The sequence below is a fragment of the Biformimicrobium ophioploci genome (assembly GCF_030270605.1).
Lineage (GTDB): Bacteria > Pseudomonadota > Gammaproteobacteria > Pseudomonadales > Cellvibrionaceae > Biformimicrobium > Biformimicrobium ophioploci.
On the sequence record NZ_BSYJ01000006.1, the window covers coordinates 39,625 to 61,043 of the forward strand.

15 protein-coding genes are annotated in these 21,419 nt (G+C 53.9%); 3 read left to right on the forward strand and 12 right to left on the reverse strand.

Annotated elements, in window-relative coordinates; all coding sequences use genetic code 11:
• The first annotated feature begins 3 nt into the window (after positions 1 to 3).
• Both QSJ80_RS13370 and mmsB read left to right on the forward strand, forming a co-directional pair.
• Positions 4 to 1,110 (forward strand): enoyl-CoA hydratase/isomerase family protein, encoded by a 1,107-nt coding sequence (locus QSJ80_RS13370; protein ID WP_285764972.1) that lies wholly within the window; start codon positions 4 to 6, stop codon positions 1,108 to 1,110.
• Positions 1,111 to 1,135: 25 nt separating this feature from the next.
• Positions 1,136 to 2,029 carry a 3-hydroxyisobutyrate dehydrogenase gene (gene mmsB, locus QSJ80_RS13375; RefSeq protein WP_285764973.1) on the forward strand — a complete coding sequence of 298 codons (894 nt, stop codon included), beginning with the start codon at positions 1,136 to 1,138 and terminating at the stop codon, positions 2,027 to 2,029.
• A 90-nt stretch (positions 2,030 to 2,119) separates the two neighbouring features.
• Here the strand turns inward: mmsB and QSJ80_RS13380 are convergent, their stop codons facing one another.
• From QSJ80_RS13380 to QSJ80_RS13395, 4 genes are all read right to left on the reverse strand, one after another.
• Positions 2,120 to 3,268: an aromatic ring-hydroxylating oxygenase subunit alpha gene (locus tag QSJ80_RS13380; protein WP_285764974.1), complete on the reverse strand. Its 1,149-nt coding sequence runs from the start codon at positions 3,266 to 3,268 to the stop codon at positions 2,120 to 2,122.
• 86 nt (positions 3,269 to 3,354) lie between these two features.
• The gene (locus QSJ80_RS13385) at positions 3,355 to 4,542 is read right to left on the reverse strand and encodes an acyl-CoA dehydrogenase family protein (RefSeq protein WP_285764975.1); all 1,188 of its coding nucleotides are present in this window, start codon (positions 4,540 to 4,542) and stop codon (positions 3,355 to 3,357) included.
• 11 nt (positions 4,543 to 4,553) lie between these two features.
• A complete protein-coding gene (locus QSJ80_RS13390) occupies positions 4,554 to 5,369 on the reverse strand; it encodes a ThuA domain-containing protein (RefSeq protein WP_285764976.1) in 816 nt (271 codons plus the stop codon).
• Positions 5,370 to 5,481: 112 nt separating this feature from the next.
• On the reverse strand, positions 5,482 to 6,243 hold the full coding sequence (locus tag QSJ80_RS13395) for an SDR family NAD(P)-dependent oxidoreductase (RefSeq protein WP_285764977.1): 762 nt from the start codon (positions 6,241 to 6,243) through the stop codon (positions 5,482 to 5,484).
• Between the two features lie 186 nt (positions 6,244 to 6,429).
• On the opposite strand from QSJ80_RS13395, the gene QSJ80_RS13400 reads away from it, so the two are divergent.
• On the forward strand, positions 6,430 to 7,464 hold the full coding sequence (locus tag QSJ80_RS13400; protein WP_285764978.1) for a zinc-binding dehydrogenase: 1,035 nt from the start codon (positions 6,430 to 6,432) through the stop codon (positions 7,462 to 7,464).
• 63 nt (positions 7,465 to 7,527) lie between these two features.
• On the opposite strand, the gene cofH is transcribed toward QSJ80_RS13400, so the two are convergent.
• The 8 genes from cofH to QSJ80_RS13440 all read right to left on the reverse strand — a co-directional run bounded on the left by cofH (position 7,528) and on the right by QSJ80_RS13440 (position 21,276).
• Positions 7,528 to 10,002: a 5-amino-6-(D-ribitylamino)uracil--L-tyrosine 4-hydroxyphenyl transferase CofH gene (gene cofH, locus QSJ80_RS13405; RefSeq protein ID WP_285764979.1), complete on the reverse strand. Its 2,475-nt coding sequence runs from the start codon at positions 10,000 to 10,002 to the stop codon at positions 7,528 to 7,530.
• Positions 10,003 to 10,016: 14 nt separating this feature from the next.
• Positions 10,017 to 10,778: a 2-phospho-L-lactate guanylyltransferase gene (gene cofC, locus QSJ80_RS13410; RefSeq protein ID WP_285764980.1), complete on the reverse strand. Its 762-nt coding sequence runs from the start codon at positions 10,776 to 10,778 to the stop codon at positions 10,017 to 10,019.
• Positions 10,779 to 10,817: 39 nt separating this feature from the next.
• Entirely contained in the window at positions 10,818 to 11,777 is a 960-nt protein-coding gene (cofD, locus tag QSJ80_RS13415) for a 2-phospho-L-lactate transferase (protein WP_285764981.1), read from the reverse strand.
• Between the two features lie 46 nt (positions 11,778 to 11,823).
• Positions 11,824 to 12,591 (reverse strand): coenzyme F420-0:L-glutamate ligase, encoded by a 768-nt coding sequence (gene cofE / locus QSJ80_RS13420; RefSeq protein WP_285764982.1) that lies wholly within the window; start codon positions 12,589 to 12,591, stop codon positions 11,824 to 11,826.
• A 23-nt stretch (positions 12,592 to 12,614) separates the two neighbouring features.
• On the reverse strand, positions 12,615 to 13,292 hold the full coding sequence (gene npdG, locus QSJ80_RS13425; RefSeq protein ID WP_285764983.1) for an NADPH-dependent F420 reductase: 678 nt from the start codon (positions 13,290 to 13,292) through the stop codon (positions 12,615 to 12,617).
• 264 nt (positions 13,293 to 13,556) lie between these two features.
• A complete protein-coding gene (locus QSJ80_RS13430; RefSeq protein ID WP_285764984.1) occupies positions 13,557 to 16,061 on the reverse strand; it encodes a hypothetical protein in 2,505 nt (834 codons plus the stop codon).
• Positions 16,062 to 16,280: 219 nt separating this feature from the next.
• Positions 16,281 to 18,818 (reverse strand): hypothetical protein, encoded by a 2,538-nt coding sequence (locus QSJ80_RS13435; protein WP_285764985.1) that lies wholly within the window; start codon positions 18,816 to 18,818, stop codon positions 16,281 to 16,283.
• Between the two features lie 184 nt (positions 18,819 to 19,002).
• Entirely contained in the window at positions 19,003 to 21,276 is a 2,274-nt protein-coding gene (locus tag QSJ80_RS13440) for a TonB-dependent receptor (protein ID WP_285764986.1), read from the reverse strand.
• Positions 21,277 to 21,419 lie beyond the last annotated feature (143 nt).

Below are 21,419 nucleotides of genomic sequence, written 5' to 3' on the forward strand. Positions count from 1 at the left end.
TACATGATGGAGAACGTCATTACCGAAGTGAGAGTCGCAGATCAGGGGGCAGTCGGGGTTATCACGCTCAACTCGGAAAAAACCCTGAACAGCCTGACCCTGGATATGGTCCGCGAATTCACTTCCTGCCTGAACGACTGGCAGACAGACGACAACATCGCCGCTGTGTTTCTGCAGGGCGCCGGTGAAAAAGCGCTTTGCGCAGGTGGCGATATCCAGGAACTGTATCGCTCTGCCTCCGGCACTACCAGCGGCCCCTGCGTTTACGCAGAAACCTTCTTTGAGGAAGAATACCGCCTCGACTACCTGATCCATACCTACACCAAACCGCTGATTTGCTGGGGTCATGGCATTGTCATGGGCGGTGGCCTCGGGCTGATGGCAGGCGCAAGCCACCGCGTTGGCACTGAGAAAACCCGTATTGCAATGCCGGAGATCACCATCGGGCTGTATCCCGATGTCGGCGGTACCTATTTCCTCAATCGCATGCCGCACCGCATTGGTTTGTTCCTCGGTCTGACCGCCTCCTCCATCAACCTGACAGACGCCCTTTACACCGGACTTGTCAGCCACGCAGCCCATGCGGCACAGCGCGAGGCATTTCTCACATCGCTGTGCCAGCAGGCATGGCGCCCCGGCAACCAGAAGGAAGCCAATTCGTCCATCATTGACGAGGTGCTGTCAGCCCATGCACTGACCGAATTGCCGCAGGGCAACCTCGAAGGCATGGCAGTGGCCATCGAAGCGGCCTGCAGCCAGCAAACGCTCGAGGAAATCATTGACGCGATCGACGCGCTTGAGGGCGACTCTCCCTGGCTGGACAAGGCCAAGGCCGCACTCAAGGCTGGTTCGCCACTATCCGCGAGGCTGATCCACGAGCAGCTGGAACGCTGTCAGGGCCTGGACCTGGCCGCGGTCTTCAAGGCCGAAATGCTGTTATCGACGCGTATTGTACGTAACCGGGAGTTTTCCGAGGGTGTGCGCGCACTGTTGATCGACAAGGACAACCAGCCCAATTGGCAATTCCAACGGATCGCTGATATTCCCGAAGAACTTGTCGAACAATTTTTCACGCCGCCGTGGGCAACCAATCCGCTTTACGACCTATAACCGGGACCTGCAAAAGGAAGTCAATATGAAAACAATCGCATTTATCGGCCTGGGCAACATGGGCGGACCTATGGCGGCCAACCTGCTCAAGGCCGGTTACACCGTTCAGGTCTTCGACCTGGTACCCGAGGCATTGCAGACCCTGCAGGATCAGGGGGCCAGTGCAGCCAGCAGCCCGGAGCAGGCCGTTGCGGGGGCCGACGTCGTGATTTCCATGCTACCCGCGGGCAAACACGTTGCCGGCCTGTATCTGGGCAATGGCGGCCAACCGGGCCTGCTTGAATCCGTGGCACCGGGCACTCTGATCCTGGACTGCTCGACTATCGATGGCGAAACGGTGCAGCAAGTTGCGGGTGCCTGCGCCGAAATCGGGCTGGATATGCTCGATGCGCCGGTTTCCGGCGGCGTCGCCGCGGCCCAGGCCGGTACCCTGACCTTTATGTGTGGCGGCAGTGCGGATGCATTCCTGCGCGCAGAACCCATTCTGTCAGCCATGGGTAAGCGCATCTTCCACGCAGGCAATCACGGGGCGGGTCAGGTCGCGAAAATGTGCAACAACATGCTGCTGGCGATCCATATGATCGGCACCAGTGAAGCGTTGAAGATGGGGGCAAACTGTGGCCTTGATCCCAAGATCCTGTCGGAAATCATGCTGAACAGTTCAGGCCGAAACTGGTCACTGGAACTCTACAACCCTTTTCCGGGCGTCATGGACAGCCCGGCATCGCGCGGCTATGCGCCGGGGTTTATGGTGGACCTGATGGCAAAGGACCTCGGCCTGGCTGTCGATAATGCAAAGACTACCGGCAGCCGAATTCCGCTCGGGGAACTGGCCGCGGCGCTCTATCAGGAAAAGCAGGCTGTGGGAGATGGCAGGAAGGACTTCTCCAGTATTCTGGAACTGTTTGAGCCCGCCTGACGCATGACCGGACAACTGAGCTAAGGATGCCCCCGCTGACTGTCGTCACAGGGGGCATTTGCGAAATCTGAGCGAAGATGCCTATCTCAGCTATGCCAGCACTTCGTTCAGTGTGCGATGCATATTCTGAACACCGGGCTCATTGCGACCGATAATCACCTTGCGCTCGATGCCGGCCTGCAGGCCCCGATGTACCTTGTCGACGAGCCCATAATCCTCGGCAACCGCCACATCGTTGATCATCTGGAAGTAATCCTCGAACGCCTTCTGCTCTTCTTCATTGGCCGGCTTTTTCGGGATAAACATGCTGTGGTATACCACCGACTTGTCAGTGCTGATCGGATAGACACGCCAGGTCTGGAAGTGGTCATTGACTACAAAAATCACTGTGTTGGGGAAAATATAGTTCACATAGGAACTGTATTCCCGCGGCAACCACTGCTCTTCAGGAATATCCTTCAAGTCGTTGATTTGCAGCGTTGCCGAGCTCATCGAGTGGTTGCGCCCATACTGCACGTAATTGGCGGTGTTGCCGTATGCCATGGCACCGATACTTTCCGGATGCAGGAAATCAAAATGGTAAAACTCATGGAAGGTATCCATATTGAGTTTCCAGCTGAAATCGGTATAGACCTGCTTCACCCCAAGGTAGTGATGATCCTCAAAGCCGAAACCTGACATGCGCTCCTGAATACCGCCCAACACTTCATCAATGTCAAAGCGCAATTCCGGGTTCGGCATCACAAAGATCATGCCGTATTTTTCTTCCACCTGCAGCGTCTTCAAGCCGAGCTTGCTGCGGTCGATATCCGGGAACCCTTCCTTGCCAAAGGGAATACCCACCAGTTCACCATCCAGGTTGTAACTCCAGCCATGGTACGGGCAGGAAAACATCTTGCCGCGCTTGGCCTGGCCACTGGCACATTCAGTGAGTGGTGCCCCCCGGTGGGAACAGATATTGACAAAAGCATTGAGGGATCCATCCGCAGCACGAACAATCAGGATGGGGACACCGGTATCGTCAAAAGCGTAGTAATCGCCCGGATTGGGCAACAGGCAGCTGGGACCGACAAACTGGGGATAGTTCCGAAACAACTCAATCTTTTCTTTCTCGAACTGCTCGGGATTTGTATATTCCCGCACATCGATTTCCATGACACTGTCTGCCAGGGTGGTCGCCTTGCGCTCCACCAGATCCAACAATGTCTTTATCTCCCGAACAAGACCCTCGTGCTGCATGGCTCTTCCCCTTCCGCATCCACAAAAAATATAGCGCTCCAGCGCTAAAGAAAATTATCGGTGGCTAAAGCTTAACTACCCGCAGGCTAAAGCCCCAATACCATTTTCGCAACAATATTTCTCTGCACCTCCAGAGAACCACCAAATATCGAGGCTGCCCTGCTATTCAGGTAACGGGGTACAACCGAGCTGATATAATCCGGGCGCAGGCCACTATCATCTTCCTGCGGATCCATGGCGATACCCTGATAACCGATCACAGCCGCTGCTAATTCATTCACATCCTGTTCAACGCGCGTGTAGATCAGCTTCATAATGGATGATTCAGGCCCCGGGTTGCCCCCATCACTTACCGAGGAAAGGATGCGCAACTCCGTAATCTCAAGCGACTTCAGGTCGATCTCCAGCCTGGCGACTTTTCTCGCAAGCACGCCGCCTTTATCGAACCCGGCTGTACGCGCCTTTTCTTCCCGCATCAGCTCTTTGAGGTGATTTAGCTCATGTCGAATCCGGTCACCGCTGAAGCCACCACCGCGCTCGAATTCCAGCAGATACTTGGCGTAGGTCCAGCCTTTGTTTTCTTCTCCAATACGGTTGCTTTTAGGTACCCGTACATTTTCAAAAAATACCTGGTTGACCTCGTGATCGCCGGCCATGGTGATAATGGGGTCGACCGTAATCCCCGGCGAATCCATATCCACCAACAGGAAGCTGATTCCGTGCTGCGGCTTGCAATCATTGTCTGTGCGAACCAGACAGAAAATCTGATCCGCCAGATGGGCGTGGGTGGTCCAGATCTTGGAGCCATTCAGGACATAATCGTCTCCGTCTGATTCAGCCTTTAATTTGAGGCTGGCAAGATCCGAACCAGCACCGGGCTCGGAATACCCCTGACACCAGTACTGTTCACCACTGAGAATTTTCGGTAAAAGTTCCGCTTTTTGCTGCTCAGTGCCAAACGCCATAATCACGGGCGCAAGCATCAGCAGGCCCATTGGGATCAGCATGGGCGCACCGGCGAGGTAACACTCCTTGCTAAACAGGTATTTCTGCGCGGCGGTCCAGTCTGTGCCGCCATGCTCGCTTGGCCACTGCGGCACCGCCCAGCCCTTCTCCAGGAGAATGGCCTGCCATTCCAGCGCTATCTCCTTTTCAACAAAGACACTGCTATTGTTCTTCGTTGCTTCAACGATATGAGCAGGCAGGTTTTCCTTAAGGAACTGACGCACCTCCAACTGGAATTGCAGTTCTTCCGGGCTGAAAGATAGATCCATTTACCTTCCCCTTAGGCTTCGCTGCTTTCGGCAATTGGTTCGGGCTGCGTCTGGCCAGCGGCGGCCGGAATCGGATCCATCGCCCAGCCAATACCGCGACGCAGCAGTTCGTAAAATTCCTCGGTACGCCATGCGCCCTCTTCAGGAACGGGGTACTCCTCGATATCCGGCTGCATGTCATATTTTCCACGACAGTGACCGAGAGTCAGGTAAAGTACCTGGCCCTTGCCGTACGGGTGGATATACAGCACCGGCTGTATGTCATCTTTCTTCACCCACTGATCGCTGGTGAAGTTCTCCACCGGATCGGACCAGTGCGTATGCAACAGTGTCTGGTACTCGCCGTGGAACTTGCTGAGATACAGCTCGTCGTCCACCTTGAACGCTGGGATGCCTTTTACCAGCGGGTGCTCCGGTTCGGTCGCGACAACTTCATATTCATGAATTGGTGGATGCGCCATAAACTGGCTACCGAGCAACTCCATAAACGGCACATTGTCTTCGGGGCAATCCACAATGAAATTGCCATCATTCACCAGGAAGCGAAGAATCGAATTGGTGCCGTGTAGCGCAAACCATTTCTTACCGCTGCGGACATATTCGCACAGGCGCCTGGTTTGCGCCTCGGTGGGAATCACATCGCAGGTATAGGTAATAATGAAATCCGACGCGCAAATCGCGTCGATATCGCTGTAGTCCGCACCGACCTTGACCTTGATGCGTGGCTGTTCCGCCAACAGCTTCAGGATCTCAAGGCGGGCATGGTCAATATTATGGTATTTGCCACCCGCTACCAGATAGACATCAATTCGATCACTTTTACCCATAACCTGTACCAGTGTTCCATTTCCTATTGCAAAAAAGGCCGACAGCTGATTGTCATGCAGCAGCGTGCAATTCAGCTGCCGGCCCGACCGTTACGCGCAAAAAAATGCCGTATCAGAGCTGTACCCGCTTGGTAAAGCCGCCGTCGGCCACAAGGTTGGTACCGGTAATCAGGCTGGCAGCTGGGCTGGCAAGGAATGCAACCGCATTGGCAATTTCACCGGCGCTACCCATGCGACCCTGCGGAATCTGTGCAAGGGTGCCCTCGTAAAGGTCCGACATGTGTTCCTTGATATATTCCCAGGCACCGCCCTCTATATAGACCGGCCCGGGGGATACGCAGTTGACCCGAATGCCCTGCGGCGCCAGGGCCTGGCTCAGCTGCTTGGCATGGATCACCAATGCCCCTTTCAGGGCGTTGTAGGGCTGGGGCCCCATAAAGGTTTCGACACCTGCGGTACTGGAGATAACCACAATAGAAGCCGCGGAGGACTGCTCCAGGAATGGCATCGCCGCCTCAATCCCCCGGGTAGTACCGAGCACATCGACATTCAGGTTGTTGATCCAGCCCTCGTCAGACATGTTGCCACCGCCGGCACTGACGTTAGGCACAAAGATATCGATACCGCCCAGCTCGTCGCCGGCCCTGGCAATCCAGGCCTGATAGGACTCCTTGTCGGCAACATCAACCACTTCACCGGTAACTTTCACCCCTTTCTCACTCAGGGCGGCAACCGCTGTATCCACTTCTTCCTGATTACGTGAACAGATGGCAAGGTCTACACCCTCGTTTGCCAGCAGTTCCGCAATCGCGCGGCCGATACCGCGGGTAGAACCAGTAATTACCGCCTTTTTTCCAGAAAGCCCGAGGTCCATATTGATCTCCCAGTGTGGCTGTGGCCGCCCTGTAATCCGCTCTCAGTGCGGAGCCTGGCAACCTGTTTTTTATTGATCGAACACCTGAAAAACACCGTATCAAACCTCAAAAATAAAAACAATCAGATTTGACTGTTTGTTTTTGTTCGGATAGTGTGAGGACATCTATATGGCGAGGGTGTCACTATGAAGGCAGCTGTATTCAAAGAGGTAGGACAACCACTGAGTATCGAAACCGTTGCAGACCCTGTACCGGCGGCCTCTGAACTGGTGATGAAAGTTGCCTATTGCGGTATTTGCGGCACCGATCTGCACGCCACCCGCGAAGGCCTGACCACCGCTTGCTGCGGCCAGATACTGGGGCATGAGTTTGTCGGCGAAATTGCTGAGGTCGGCAGAGAAGCCGTTGGTGACTGGAAAGTCGGTGACCGCGTCTGCGCCCTGCCCTTTATTGGCTGCGGTAAATGCGTGGCCTGCGCCACCGGTCAGTTCTTTCAGTGCACCAACAAGAAAGTATCCGGTGTCGACGACCAGGGCGGCTTTGCCGATTACGTAACTTCCGGCTGCCGTGAAACCATCCTCCTGCCTGATGAGCTGGATCTGGAAACAGCCGCACTGGTGGAACCACTGGCGGTAAGCCTGCACGCTGTGCGCGTCGCAGGGCTCAAAGCCGGACAGCGCGTGCTGGTTATGGGCGCGGGCCCCATCGGCCTGACCGTCGCGCTTTGGGCAAAGTTCTTCGGCGCACGGGATGTAGTGGTCAGCGAACTGGCGGATACCCGTGCGGCGCTGGCCAGGAAAATGGGCGCGACCCACGTGATCAAACCCGATCTCACGGCAGGATCAGCCGGCCTGCTGGAGCAGTTCAGTGACCTGACCGGGGGCGCACCAGACATCATCTTTGAATGTGTCGGCGCACCCGGGCTACTGCAACAATGTATGGAAATCGCACCCTACGGCGGCAAGATTATCCCCGTCGGCGTGTGCGAACAGCCGGACAGCGTCATGCCGTTTCTGGGCCTGATTAAAGAACTGAATGTCCAGTTCGCGATAGCCTATACCAAGGATGATTTCGAAACTTCCATTGCGATGCTGGCAGAAAAACGAATCGATATCAGCCCGATGATTACCGACGTGATCGCCCTGGACGATCTGCCGGGTGTCTTCGAGGCACTGCGCACACCCAGCCACCAATGCAAGGTGCTGGCCAAGATAGACTGATTCACATCAGCAAAAAAAAAGCCCGCATCGCTGCGGGCTTTTACATATCTGGGGGCCACCCCATCAGGCCGTGACAATCAGGCCCTGGTCCAGCTCAACCTGAGAACGAACCAGTACCGGCTTCGGCGTATCACTACATTTTTTGCGGTCGATCGCGGTATTCACTACCGGTATCAGTGGTGCCGCAGAAAAAGACGCACTAACCCGTTCTTCCGCCACCTGGCCATAGATCGTCGTGCGCTGTGCAGGCGGCCGCCCAATATCACGAATCAGCTGCTCCAGTTGCGCGGGTGTTTTTTCCTGGCCATGGGAAGCACCGGCGGACCGGGTAATGGTCTCGTTCATCAGCGTTCCGCCCAAATCATTGGCACCGCTATTCAGGCATGCCGCAGTACCGGCCTCCCCCATCTTGACCCAGGAAGTCTGGATATTGTCGATGACGGCGTGCAGCGCCAACCGCGCAACTGCATGCATCAGCAGTGTTTCCCGAAACGTAGGCCCCTTGCGCGCATTGCCTTTCAGGTACATTGGCGATTCCTGTGCAACAAACGGCAAGGGTACAAATTCGGTAATGCCATTAGTGCGCTGCTGCAACGCACGGATTCTGGAAATATGACGCGCCCAATGAATCGGCCTGTCGACATGCCCAAACATAATTGTCGCCGTGGTGCGCAAGCCAACTTCATGCGCGGTCTCAATGACTTCAAGCCACTGGCGGGTATTGATCTTGTCGGGGCAGATCTGCGCACGCACTTCATCGTCCAGCACTTCCGCCGCAGTTCCGGGCAAACTGCTCAGGCCCGCGTCTTTCAATTGCTGCAGAAATTTCCGAACCGGCAGGCCCAGCGTCTCTGCACCCTGCCACACTTCGAGCGGTGAAAATGCATGTACGTGCATATCCGGCGTAACCGACTTTATCGCAGCAAGAATGTCCAGGTAAGTCTGACCGGTGTACTCCGGATGTATGCCACCCTGCATGCAGACTTCAGTGGCACCACGCTGCCATGCTTCCAGGGAACGCCGCTTGATTTCCTCAAGGTCCAAATCATAGGGGCGACCCCGCAGGTTCTCACTCAGCTTGCCCTTGGAAAAAGCGCAGAATTGGCACTTGAAGTAGCACACGTTGGTATAGTTAATGTTGCGGTTAACCACATAGCGCACGGTCTCGCCGCTTACTTCACGGCGGAGCTGATCCGCCTCGGCGCACAGGTACGCCACTTCCGGCCCCCGCGCCTGAAATAGCCGTTCAATTTCGCGCTCGGATAAACTTTTGCCGTTTTTCGCCCGCTCAACGATTGCAGTCAGTTCAGGACTCAACCCACTGCCTTCCACCGGTACCGTTAGCTCTTGCACCAAATTTTGTGGCACATCCTTACTTTGCCCCGTCACCCAGTCATCGGTGCGCGGATAGCCCTCTGCATCCAGCATGCGCAGTACCGGACTGCGCAGGCCAGGATCCAGCCAGCTTGCGGCATCGAGTGCATATTCCGGGTAAATCGTCAGGCGTTGCTGTAGGTGCTTGCCAGCCAGCGCCGATTCCCTCGCCAGCTTTTCCACGTGCGGCCAGGGTGCTTCCGGATTGACAAAGTCCGGGGTCACCGGTGAAACGCCACCCCAGTCATTGATACCTGCGTCGATCAACCGGGGCAATACACCCGGACTCAGGTTAGGCGGGGCCTGAATACTCATCTCGGGCCCGAAAATTATCCGCGCGACGGCTATGGTCCACAGCAGGTCTTCCAGATCAGGTTCCGGTGACTCTGCCATGCGCGTGCCGGGTTTGGCTCGGAAATTCTGGATGATGACTTCCTGGATATGACCATACTCCTGGTGCACATCCCGAATCGCCAGCAGTGATTCGATGCGCTCACGCCGGGTCTCGCCGATGCCAATCAGGATGCCGGTGGTAAAGGGTACTTTCTCCTGGCCCGCTACACGTAAAGTATCCAGCCTGCGCTCGGGGTCCTTATCCGGCGAGCCATAGTGCGGCATGCCTTTTTCACACAACCGTGAAGAAGAGGATTCAAGCATGATGCCCATGGATGCCGAGACCGGCCGCAGCATGCGAATTTCTTCCCGGCTCATGCAGCCGGCATTGATGTGCGGCAGTACACCGGTTTGCTCCAGCACTGCACCAGCTACGTGGGCGACGTATTCAAGAGTTGAGCCAAACCCCATCTCATCCAGTGCCCGGCGGGCCGCACTATAACGATCTTCCGGCCGCTCCCCCAGGGTAAACAGCGCTTCCTTGCAGCCCATCGCCTCGGCCTCACGCACTGTACTCAACACCTGCTCCAGCGGCATATATGCCTGCTCAACACGTTTCGGCGTCTGCGCAAATGTGCAATAGTGACAGACATCGCGGCACAGCTGGGTTAGCGGAATAAAAACCTTGCGGGAATAGGTCACAAGGTCGCGAAAACCCCTATCACGAAGCGTGCGTGCGGCCGCCATCAAATCCGCCGTGTCGGTTTTTTCAGCCAGTTGCAAGGCTTGCTGATGAGTCGGCAGAGCAGAAGCATGATTATTGCAGTTCATGGTAACTCCCGGCTCTATCCCGCCTGACTCAGAAGAAAGTCAGCTCTATAAGTAGAGCTGCCAACGGTTAGCAAACGCTCGGCCAGGGCAAATTGCGCAACGACACTCAAAGAGTGCTTTGCTTTACTGCCCTCTAGCCGTTTTAGTAGGGTGAGGAGGTCTGTTGGGGCATCGATGTCACAGCCAAATCCCGGTAACGGAACCACCCGCGCGTCAAGGCCGATACGGGCCGCAGCATCAAGATGTGCAGCAAGACTATTAGGCCCGAAACTATACTGCATCTCGATTGCGGTATTGCAGATCAGGCAGTTTGTGCCCTCACCTGCTGTATCAGACACCAGGGTCAGGGCTTTCTCACTCATTCCTGAACCCTCAGAATCATCCGCCTTCTTACCAAAGCCATTGCCAAAATGGGCACGAACAAGCTCATCGATCTCCGCAGCGGAAATTAGCGGCAGATCACCATGCACCACCATGACATTATCTACCCCCCGCTCTGCCAGCACCTGTACACCAGCCTTCACGGCCTGGTTGAGACCGCGCGCATGCAGGCCAGACTCACTCAGAAATTCTGCGCCGAATTGCCTCGCTAACTGCCGGCCTGACGGTTCATTTGAGACCAGCAGGATATTCTCGATTGCCGGGTGATCCCGCAATTCCGCAAGCACATCTTCGGCCATTGCCTGTGCAAGCGCAGCCCGCTCGCGCTGGCTCAAAACCGGTGAAAGTCGCTGCTTGGCGGCCGCGAATTCCTTCAGTGGTAATAATGCCCACATAAGTAGTACTCTCTACCCCGCTTCGGGTTAACTTCACAACTACATCAGCGAATGCGAAAACTCCAAGACCTGCTCTGCCAGTTCAATCCGGCCCTGCAGGCTGTTCATGATGGTAGGCACCACCAGAACGGATATACCCAGACGCTCGATCGCTTCGGCCTGAGCCCAGTCACGTTCATCGATCACAAACCCGTCAAGCAAATTGCCGTAGTATTCCGCTACGGCGAGCGCACTGCTGGGCATGGACAGCTCCTGCATCATCTTTGCCGCTGGGCCCTTGATGGCCATTCCCGCAACTATTGGGGATACGGCAATGACAGGAGCTTGGCTTGACGCCATCCCCTCCCGAATACCCGGAAGGGAGATTATCGGCTCGACACTCACGAAGGGGTTAGACGGGCAAATAATGATGGCCCGGAGCGCACTGTCCTCAACCGTTCGAAGAAATTCCGGTTGCGGCCTCGCTTTTTCCAGCCCATCGAACCGAAACCCGGAAACTTCCGGGGCGCAACGCTCCCGCACAAAATACTCCTGGAAAGGCAACTCGCCGCCGGCGGTCTGGACCATTGTTCTCACTGGATCATCGCTCATGGGCAGAAGACTGACGTTCAACCCAAGCTGTTTACACAGCTTTGCAGTTGCTTCGCTGAGACTCCTGCCAGCGTTCATCATCCCCGTACGGACCAAATGCGTGGCGATATCCTTGTCACCCAGCAGAAACCAGGTTTCACCTCCGGCTGCCTCAAGGGCAGAAAGACAATTCCAGCTCTCTCCGGCCAATCCCCAACCCTTTTCCCTGTCGCTAAGTCCCGCAAGGGTATACATGACAGTGTCCAGGTCCGGACAAATATTCAGCCCCAGGTGCTCGAAGTCATCCGCGGTATTGGCAACGATGCACAACTGTTCACCAGCGAGGCAATGCGCCAGGCCGAGGCAGAGCTTTGCGCCTCCGACACCACCGGTCAGAGCCAGCACTCTGGATTCAGAAGAAAACTGCATTGATAGCTTCCAAAACTAACTGCGTAGAAGTTCTTACCATCCCGGGTTACCGGAACAGGTCCTGGCTCTTTTCCCGAACCAGGCTGCCAGAGCCGTGTTCGGACTTTCTCAGCTTCGCCCCGCGAATCAAAACAACTGGCACAGATTCATCCGCCTGGCCCATGAGGAAAGAGGCAGCCGCAGCCAATTCATCCCCAACTGCGACCGAGGTAGTCTCCAGAGGACGCCCAAACAGATCAGTTTCCCCAACCATATCGACAACCGGCTCAAAGCCTGCTGTACCTATGGCAAATCCCAGGGTGCCATTGCGCCAGGCACGACCGGCGCTATCATTGATAATGACCGAGATCTCAGCGCCACTCGATGCAAAAAATTCCTCGCGTAACCTAGCCGCACTCTGATCGGCATCAGTCGGCAACAAGAGTACTCGCGGGCTATCCAATTCCGAGAAAATATTGGATTGGTCTATACCCGCATTCGCATGCACATACCCCAATCGGTGCTCGACGATGACTACACCGGGTCGGTGTCTTATCACCTCCACCGACTCATCCAGAATCAGCTGTACCAGACGCGGGTCCTTATCCACCTTTTCTGCAAGATCCAGCGCCTCCTGGCTAACCCGAACATCCTTCAGATAGGCGTAACGATTTTCTGATTTGGAAACAATTTTCTGTGCGATAACAAGAACATCCCCCTGCTGCAGCACGTAGCCGCTCCGGTGCAGGGAGTCCAAAATCATTTTCGCAAGATCATCGCCAGGCTCGACCAATGGAAAGTCAGGGAGGGCGAGGAGTTCAAGACGCTGCGCCATGGCTATTCCTGGCCTGTTAAATATCAGGTATCAACACCGGTAATTCTTACACCGGCATGCGACTTATACTGCTTATTGATAAATATCAATACAGAGGTCATGGCCTCCACTGCCGCCGCGTTCTGGATCGGCCCGGCATGAAAAGCGCGCATACCTGCGGCTTCTGCCAGTTCGATTACCGCTGCCCGCGCTTCCTTGTTATTACCACAAACCAGGACATCACAGTCCAGAGGACCGTCTTCCTTCAGATGCGGTGCGGGTACATTCTGAAAGGCGGAAACAACATCAACGCCATCCCCCAGCAGCAATTGAGCAATCTGCCCGGCGGAACCCTGGTCCGGCAACTGCACCCGCGCAACCTTGGGCGGCACCAGTGGCACCGTCACGTCAATAAGGATCTTTCCTTCCAGCATTGCCTTGACTGACTGCAGGGTCGACTCCTGATGACTAAACGGCACACAGAGCGTAACTATGGACGCACACTCCGCTGCACTGCAGTTATCCATCGCCTGTACGTCAGCCGAGCTAATGCCGCGCTCCGCCAGGACATTTCTTAAATCGGCAACGGCCTGCTCCGCTTTTTCAAGATCGCGAGAGCCAATAATCAGGGTGTAGCCGGCCTGAAGCCAACGCCGTGCGAGGCCTGTCCCGAGCTGGCCGGTACCACCGAGTATTGCAATAACAGGTTTGGAATTGTTCATGTTGAACCTCTGTAAAACTCCATTTACTCAGATACAACTGTTGGGTCGGTTGCGGTAGCGATCCTGATAAAACCGCCCTATGCAAACCTGCCGCCGCGCCGGGCGTAAGGCCTGTGCGCAACGAATCCAACCGAGTTCAAAAGTATCAGATTTATCAGCAGGAATCATCTATATGTACCACTTTAATTCATTAAATTCAGATAACTTTTCCCGGCACATTAAAAAAGGGCGGGAAGCATCGCTTCCCGCCCTTTTTATCCCAATTTACTCCGCCGTATTGATGTTGTACACACGGGTATAGTGCTGCCCGTTGCCATTAATACTCGCCGCATAGTTATTATTAAACATCGCATGCAGCGTGGTTTCGGTGACATTGATGAACTGTGTCCAATTAGTGCCATCGGCTACATTTTTCATCTTCAGGCGCATGTTATGCATGGGGAAGGTCTCACCCCGGACACCGGCATTTAGCCACTTCGGATCCTCAAAGGTCCAGGCACTGTCATTTACCATGCTCAATACCCCACCGGTACAGCCCGGCGCATTGTAGGTGACTGTCTTATTGACCCGAATACCATCGCGCATCATCACCAGCTCTTTGGTGTTCTGTGCGGTGCAGTAGTCGTTGAGCCACAGACCGTTCAGTCCCGGGTAATCAGTACGCTGTCGGATAAACAGGCCGCGGGGCTCCGGATCACCTTCCTCCGCATTGGCGAGCTGATCGCCCTCGATGGCAACCACATCGTCCGCAGTGGTGCCGTCCGGCTTGGTATAGGTGACGTTATGGGATAGGTAGCCGCGGGAGTTGATGAATTCGGAACCGACTTCCATTTCCCACGAGAGGCCATGGCCGGGATTCTTGACCCGATCCGTGTCGAATACCTGGCAGTTTGCGTCGGAATAGTGCTTCACCAGCAGGTCCATCCGCTTGCCCTTGGTGAACGTTATATTGAGAATCTGGGATTTTCCGTTACTCAAGGTGGAACATACCCCATCCCACTGGCCGTTATAGCGGTTACCCGCGTTGCGGTTGGTGGCGAAAGTCTGGATGAACGCTTTCAGGTCCGCCTTATCGCCGGCGCTGAAGTAACAGCCGAATTCATGCCCCTGGTTGGAGAACTGGATATCGGACTGTGTCGCGTCGCTAATTCTGTTAGGAGCACAAGTCAGCAACTCATCCAAACCACGCACTGATCCATTATGCAGCAGACGCTCGTTATCCCACATCGCTATGAAACGAGGACCCTTGATCCCCCGGGTATAAGTAGCGGTTTCGCCCGCCGGGAACCTATCCCGAATGGTCGTCACATTGGTTTCCCAACCACCGGCGCCACCAAACAGAGCACCGTCCCAATAGAGATCCATAAAGCCCAAATGCCCATTTTCGACATCGAGCTCGGCATGATCATAGGCTCTGCTTGTTTCACCTCCTGGTCCGTTATGGCAACTTGTACAATTATTGTCAAATAATGCCTCGCCACGATTTGCTGCAACAACATCAAACGTCCGATCAACGGGGAGCGCAGGTTCTTTCAAAGAGTGCAGGTACGTTACCAGCGGCATGTAGCGATATTCATTCACCCAGTAATTATAGTCGTCACTCAACTCCGGGTTTTCGAGGTCACTGGCAGTCAGCGTAATAAACGAACGAATGAAGTTTATTGTATCGTACGAGCCACCATGCCATCCGAGTCCTTCTTTATTTTTGAACCCATGCTGCTTCTGCACATTTGGATCAGCAACAATACCCGCCAAATTCAGAATCCGCGTAATGGTAAAAGCATTGTCGTTTTGGCTAGGCTGAACCATGAAATCCATCACGCCGGACCAAGTTGCCCAATTCAACCTTTGCTGATCGAGCGTGTATTCAATTGAAGAACGATCCTCTTGCGTCGACCCTTCATTCATCAATGCATCCAGTGCATTCCACTCATCAATGGCGCCAGGGATAGATCTAGCAGTTGAAACCGGGCCGGAAAGCTCTGTCTGAACCTCCGGAATCACGTAGGCATTAAGCAATGTCTGCGCGACTTCATCAGTTGCACCCATGAGATTTGGCGCCTGGAAAAGAAATGCATAGGGCAGCTGACCCTGTGTAGAGATCATCTTTCCATATTCATACTCTGTATTGCCAATGCCAATCGCAAAGTTTCCGTCATCCATTTCTTTGAAGTGACAGGAAGCACAGGAAAACGCATAGACAGGTACAGATGATCCAAAATCACCGGTGCTATCAACAATTCCCACAGGGAGTTGCTTTGGTCCGATATTTGGATTGAATGGGGAGGCCGGAATAGTAGCGACCGGGTTCGGATCCGCGATCATACCGTAGTTTTCGAAACCGGGTCCGTAATAGTCCTCGAAATTCCTGAGCATCCAGTGAACCATTACCTTTGGAACGCCGGTGGTATCGAACGCACCATAGAAAAATAAATACTTACCACACTTCAAGGTCGTCGCTTCGTCATAGGTATTGACAAAGTCATCGACGATATACTGCTCGTGCTCAGACAAAACGGCCATGCTGGTTTCCACATCACTGAGCTGGCTGAGTACCGCATCATTATCAATAAGGTACTGATCGAGATCCGCCTGATACTGGTCGCAGGCTGCCTTGGTGGCATCGTATTCAATGACGGTTGCCAGGTCTGGTCCTACGTCATTGGTCACCCCATTGTAAGATTGGTACCCAGGCAATGGCTGTGCCTGTACCGTACTCGCTAATAGCATTGCTCCCAAATTCAATAGGAGGGTAATTCTTTTTATCATTCTCTCACCCAATCCTTTTCGCTAGATTAACTTGAGTTGATCAATATCTTTTTACCTATTCACCAATTCACCTATTCACCTATTCACAACCATATTTTTTATTTGAATTCTCACCTCCTTTGTTCGCTACATGCCTTTTATCTTGCAAAAAATTTTGTAAATGAGAACGGGAAGCTATCGCTTCCCGCCTCGCTTACATCAATAGTTAAAAGTCAGACATTACTCTGCAGTATTGATGTTATAGACCCGGGTATAATGCTCCCCGTTACCATTGACACTGGCCGCAAAGTAGTTATTGAACATCGCATGCAGTGTGGTTTCGGTAACGTTGACCCATTGAGTCCAGTTGCCAGCGCCCTCAAGCGACTGCATCTTCAATACCATATTGTATTTGGGCGACGACTGACTCCAGGTATCGTGAGTACCCACCAGGGTCCACTTTGGATCCTCGAAGCTCCAGGCACTGTCATTCACCATACTCAACACGCCGCCGGTACAACCCGGCGCGTTGTAAGTGACGGTCTTGTTCACCCGAACACCGTCACGAATCGACAGTAATTCCCGGGTATTTTCAGCCGTGCAGTAGTCGTTGAGCCAAAGGCCATTCAGCCCCGGGTAATCAGTCCGCTCACGAACAAACAACCCTCTGGGTTCCGGATCGCCCTCTTCCGCATTGGCAAGCTGATCACCCTCGATGGCAATTACATCTTCCGCGATAGTGCCATCCGGCTTGGTGTAGGTGACGTTATGGGAAAGATAACCGCGGGAGTTGATGAACTCAGAACCGACTTCCATTTCCCAGGAAAGACCATGACTTGGGTTCTTCACCAGGCCCGTGTCATATACCTGGCAATTATCATCGGAGTAGTGCTTGGCCAGCAGATCCATCCGCTTACCATTGGTAAACGTCAGGTTGATAACCTGGGAGCCGCCGTTATTTTTTGGATGACAAACTGAATCCCACTGGCCGTTATAGCGGTTGCCCACATCACGGCTCGTCCTGAAGGTTTCGATAAACGCAATCAAATCCGCCTTATCCTGCGCACTGAAAGAACAGCCGAATTCATGCCCCTTGTTGTCGAAGAAGGGGTTGTCCGCAAAGTGCTCTTCCAGGGTTGGGATAACCGTGGCTCCGGTTGCCTCATCTACGTAAGGGATCACCTCCGCGTAGCTGCTCCGCTCACTGGTGCAGGTGAGCAGTTCTTCCAGGCCACCAACAGCGCCATTGTGCAGCAACCTGTCGTTATCCCACATGGCGATAAAACGCGGCGCCTTTACCTGCCGGGTAACCTCGCCGGTCACACCCGCCGGGAATCGTTCTGCAACCACAGAAATCCCGTTTTCCCAACCACCGGCGCCGCCGAACGCTGTGGGATCCCAAAACGGAGCCATGATGTCCGCGTGGGAAGTTTCAACGCCGACTTCCGCGTGATCGTAGGGACGACTGGTCTCTCCGCCAGGGCCGTTGTGACAGCTGGTGCAGTTGTGATCAAAAATCGCTTCGCCACGTTTTGCTGCGGCAGCGTCAAAGACCCTGTCTATCGGCAGATCTGGTTCATCCAGGGATTCGATATACCGCACCAATGGCATATAGCGATACTCTTTCACCCAGTAGTTATATTCCTCGCGATTTTCCGGAACCTCCGGATCACTCGGGGTGATAGTAATAAAGCCACGGACAAACTGAATCAGGTCATAGGCCCCGCCATTCCAGCTCAGGCCCTGGCGTTGCTGTAAGCCGTGTTGCTTGTGCACAACCTCGTCAATCGGAATACCGTTGGTATTCATGATTCGCGTGTTGGAATGAACACCATCGTCCTGCATCGGCCGAATCAGGAAGTCCAACACACCGCTCCAGGTTGCCCAAAACCGCTTTTGCTCCTCAGCGGTGAACTGTATTGAAGTAAGTTCGTCAGGCTGAGAGCCAGCCTCGATAACCCCATTGACACTATCAGGGCCATCGAGGAATGCGTCTCTCGCAGCGTTCAGACCGTACTTCTGGTCAGACACAGCGATCGCGTCTGCCAGCGTCCCGAGCAGTCCATCCGGGTCGTGCGCTTCGGCAGGCAAACCGAAAATCACTGACAGAGGCAGTTGTGCCTGCGCGCCTGTCATTTTCGCGTAGTCGTATTCGGTGTTTCCGATACCCACCGCGTAGTTGCCATCAGTCATTTTCTTGAAGTGACAGGCACTACAGGTAAAGGAATACACTTCGATAGGCCCACCGTTAGGCTGCGTTACCGGATCCCAGGTTCCGAAATCGCCACTACTATGGGCGATACCGACCGGCAGTTGGCGGGGACCAATACTCGGGTCAGAAGCAGGGGCGGGAATAGTGGCAATAGGATTCGGATCTTCGTACATTCCGAATTTGGACATGCCCGGCCCAAAGAAATCATCGAAATACTGCAGCATCCAGTTAAACATCACTTTCGGAGCACCAGTCGTATCGAAGTGGCCGTAAAAATACAGGTACTTACCGCACCTCAGGACGGTGGCCTCATCATAAACATCTACGAAGTTGTCGACGATATATTGCTCGCGATCCGACATAACGCCGAGGTTATCCTCGATATCACTGAGCTGACTCAGGGTGGCATCGTTATCAATCAGGTACTGGTCAAGGTCGGATTGGTATTGGTCACAGGCTGCCTTGGTGGCATCGTATTCAATGACAGTGGCGAGATCCGGGCCTACGTCATTGGTCACACCATTGTAGGATTGGTATCCGGGTAAAGGTTGGGAATGGGTCGTCATCGCAAATAGCGTGGCGAGAGCGGCACCCAATATAGGCGTATGTGTTCTTATCATTATTCACATCCCTCATTTGGATTTTCTATGTTGAACTAATCATCTTTAACTACCTTTGTTGATTTACTAAAAACTGCTCCCGATTTCGCGGGAGCAGACTGCCGTAAAAACTCTAGAAAACCAGATTGCCTCAGAAGTTGGCTGTAAACGAAACGCCGTAATGCCTTGGCGGTGTATACTGGCCAAAATTCGAGACAGGTGGTATCAGGATCACGCGCGCATAGCGCTCGTCGGTGAGGTTTCGACCATAAATACTGACTTCGTATTTATCTTCGATATTCAGGTTAAGGCTCAGGTTGTGGAACGCTGTGGTATCCACCAGGCCCAGCGGATCATTACCAAAGATAGTCTGGTATTCATCGCGCCAGCGATAATTATAGTTCGCAGAGAATTCGCCAAAGGTAAGCTGCTTGACGTAGTCCGCACCGATGCCAAGTGTACGCTCCGGTGCGTTTCGGATTACAAGCCCGGAATTGTCCGTGGCAATGCCATCACCGGAAATATCGGCCATAAAGTCCTTGTACTCGGTGTCCAGCAAACCAAGATTCATGAAGACATTCAGGTTTGCAGTTACGGCTGCGGTAAGCTCAATCTCTAGCCCCTGAATATCAACATCCGCAGCGTTGCGAACTACAGTTCCAACGGACCCGGTGGAGTCCGGAACAATCACGTCTTCCTGCTTATCGGTATATTCACTGAAGAACGCTGTTGCATTAAAACGAACGCGATTATCAAACCACTCGCTTTTCATGCCCAGCTCCAGCGTATCCACGTATTCTGGATCGTAGGACTCCATACCATATACGTCCTGGGTACGAGCGAAGAAACCACCGCTCTTGAAGCCTTTTGCGTAAGAACCGAAAACCATCAGGTCGCCATCAACGGTGTATTGCAGGGCGATCTTCGGAGAAAACTCGGTCCAATCGTCTTTGAGCTTATTGACTGGCCCGGAAGGAACAATGTCGATCCCGAGGGGCACATAAGTGAACGGGCCGCTACCACCTGTAAAGGTTTTTTCTTCCTGCGTGTAGCGTCCACCAAGATTGAGAAGCAGATCGTCTGTCAACTCCCAGTCGACACTGGCAAACAGGGAGTATGCGGTGTTGTCACCTTCGCCAGTCAGGCCCTGAGAGATATCACCCTCATTGAAACCGCCCTCAGGACCAAACCCAACACCAAAGAAGTACCACATGTCGTATGAAGTTTGGGTCTGCCAGTAATCAGAACTCCAATAGTAAATACCGGATGTCATGGTCGCTTTATCATTCAGCGGACCACTTACACGAAATTCCTGACTGGTTTGCGAATAGCGGTGAGCCGCATCCACGTGTACGAACGGATTGCGGTTTGCATCGTACTCGACACGAAAGTCTTCTTCTCGATCAACATAGCCGGTTACCGCAGTTAGTTGCCAGTCTCCCAGCGCCCAGTTTACGGTCAGGTTGCGATAGTCATTGGTGACTTCGGAGCTGTTCGGCTCATTTACCGAACTCTTGCCTTCCCCGCTTTCATCGTCAAACTCCATGCAACCAGAGCCGAACGGCACATTCGCGGTAGTAATACCCGGCACAGCACCGCCAAGCGTAGACCAGCAGGCGATACTATCCGTGGTCCGACTGAAATTGGACCAGGCGCCGACCTCCGAATCGTCATTAATCCGCTCGAGTGTCAATGCCACATCAAGATTTTCAGTGAGGTCGAAAGCAACCATGGCGCCAAGTTGCTCATAATCGACATCACCCAGATCTTCGCCAATGATGTTGTTTTCAATATAGCCGTCGTGCTCCAGGCGGTTCGCATAGAACTTCACGCCACCACTTTCACCGAGAGGCGCATTGACCACGGCATTGATTTCACGCTTGCCCCAATCGCCAGCACCGACACGAATCTTTGCATCAAATTGCTTGGTGGGCGCAGTACGGATTACATTGATCGCACCAGCGGTTGTGTTCTTACCAAACAGTGTGCCCTGTGGGCCGCGCAGCACTTCCACCCTTTCCAGATCGAAATTGTTCAGCAGTGCACCAGCCGCAACACCCAGGTACACGCCGTCAAGGATCACACCAGCAGGTGGATCGAGGCTCTTATCGGTTTCCTGGAAACTGATACCGCGAATAGAGATGGAAGCACCGTTGTTACCGGGAATACGGTCGATGGAGACATTGGGTACGTAGTTCTGCATATCCTGCAGGTTCTGCACCGTAGGATTGTCCAGCTGGGCAGAAATAGCAGTTACGGAGACGGGCACATCCTGGAGCGATTCCGCCTTCTTGCGCGCGGTAACGGTAATCTCCTCCAGCGCGACGGTTTCATCCTGGGAAAATGCGACCTGCGGAAGGGAGGAAATAGTACAGGCCATGCCAGCAGCCGCCATTCCAGCGCTGATCTTGTTTATTTTTATCATTGGTCTCTCCATCGATTTTTGATGCGAGCCAACCATTTTTTAAGTTAAAGCACCGTTCCATGGCGGTTCCCCGTAAGGCAACACATACACCTGCCGCGCACGTTTTCGTACTTATGTAGGTAATCGGCTGACCCGGTTCTGCC

What these genes read in the sequence shown, in the direction of transcription:
- QSJ80_RS13440 (WP_285764986.1), bottom strand. Translation starts at nt 21,276, where the DNA reads ATGATAAAAATAAACAAGATCAGCGCTGGAATGGCGGCTGCTGGCATG.
- npdG (WP_285764983.1), bottom strand. Translation starts at nt 13,292, where the DNA reads ATGAACAATTCCAAACCTGTTATTGCAATACTCGGTGGTACCGGCCAG.
- QSJ80_RS13395 (WP_285764977.1), bottom strand. Translation starts at nt 6,243, where the DNA reads ATGGACCTCGGGCTTTCTGGAAAAAAGGCGGTAATTACTGGTTCTACC.
- QSJ80_RS13390 (WP_285764976.1), bottom strand. Translation starts at nt 5,369, where the DNA reads ATGGGTAAAAGTGATCGAATTGATGTCTATCTGGTAGCGGGTGGCAAA.
- QSJ80_RS13400 (WP_285764978.1), top strand. Translation starts at nt 6,430, where the DNA reads ATGAAGGCAGCTGTATTCAAAGAGGTAGGACAACCACTGAGTATCGAA.
- cofD (WP_285764981.1), bottom strand. Translation starts at nt 11,777, where the DNA reads ATGCAGTTTTCTTCTGAATCCAGAGTGCTGGCTCTGACCGGTGGTGTC.
- QSJ80_RS13370 (WP_285764972.1), top strand. Translation starts at nt 4, where the DNA reads ATGATGGAGAACGTCATTACCGAAGTGAGAGTCGCAGATCAGGGGGCA.
- QSJ80_RS13430 (WP_285764984.1), bottom strand. Translation starts at nt 16,061, where the DNA reads ATGATAAAAAGAATTACCCTCCTATTGAATTTGGGAGCAATGCTATTA.
- cofE (WP_285764982.1), bottom strand. Translation starts at nt 12,591, where the DNA reads ATGGCGCAGCGTCTTGAACTCCTCGCCCTCCCTGACTTTCCATTGGTC.
- cofC (WP_285764980.1), bottom strand. Translation starts at nt 10,778, where the DNA reads ATGTGGGCATTATTACCACTGAAGGAATTCGCGGCCGCCAAGCAGCGA.
- cofH (WP_285764979.1), bottom strand. Translation starts at nt 10,002, where the DNA reads ATGAACTGCAATAATCATGCTTCTGCTCTGCCGACTCATCAGCAAGCC.
- QSJ80_RS13380 (WP_285764974.1), bottom strand. Translation starts at nt 3,268, where the DNA reads ATGCAGCACGAGGGTCTTGTTCGGGAGATAAAGACATTGTTGGATCTG.
- QSJ80_RS13435 (WP_285764985.1), bottom strand. Translation starts at nt 18,818, where the DNA reads ATGACGACCCATTCCCAACCTTTACCCGGATACCAATCCTACAATGGT.
- QSJ80_RS13385 (WP_285764975.1), bottom strand. Translation starts at nt 4,542, where the DNA reads ATGGATCTATCTTTCAGCCCGGAAGAACTGCAATTCCAGTTGGAGGTG.
- mmsB (WP_285764973.1), top strand. Translation starts at nt 1,136, where the DNA reads ATGAAAACAATCGCATTTATCGGCCTGGGCAACATGGGCGGACCTATG.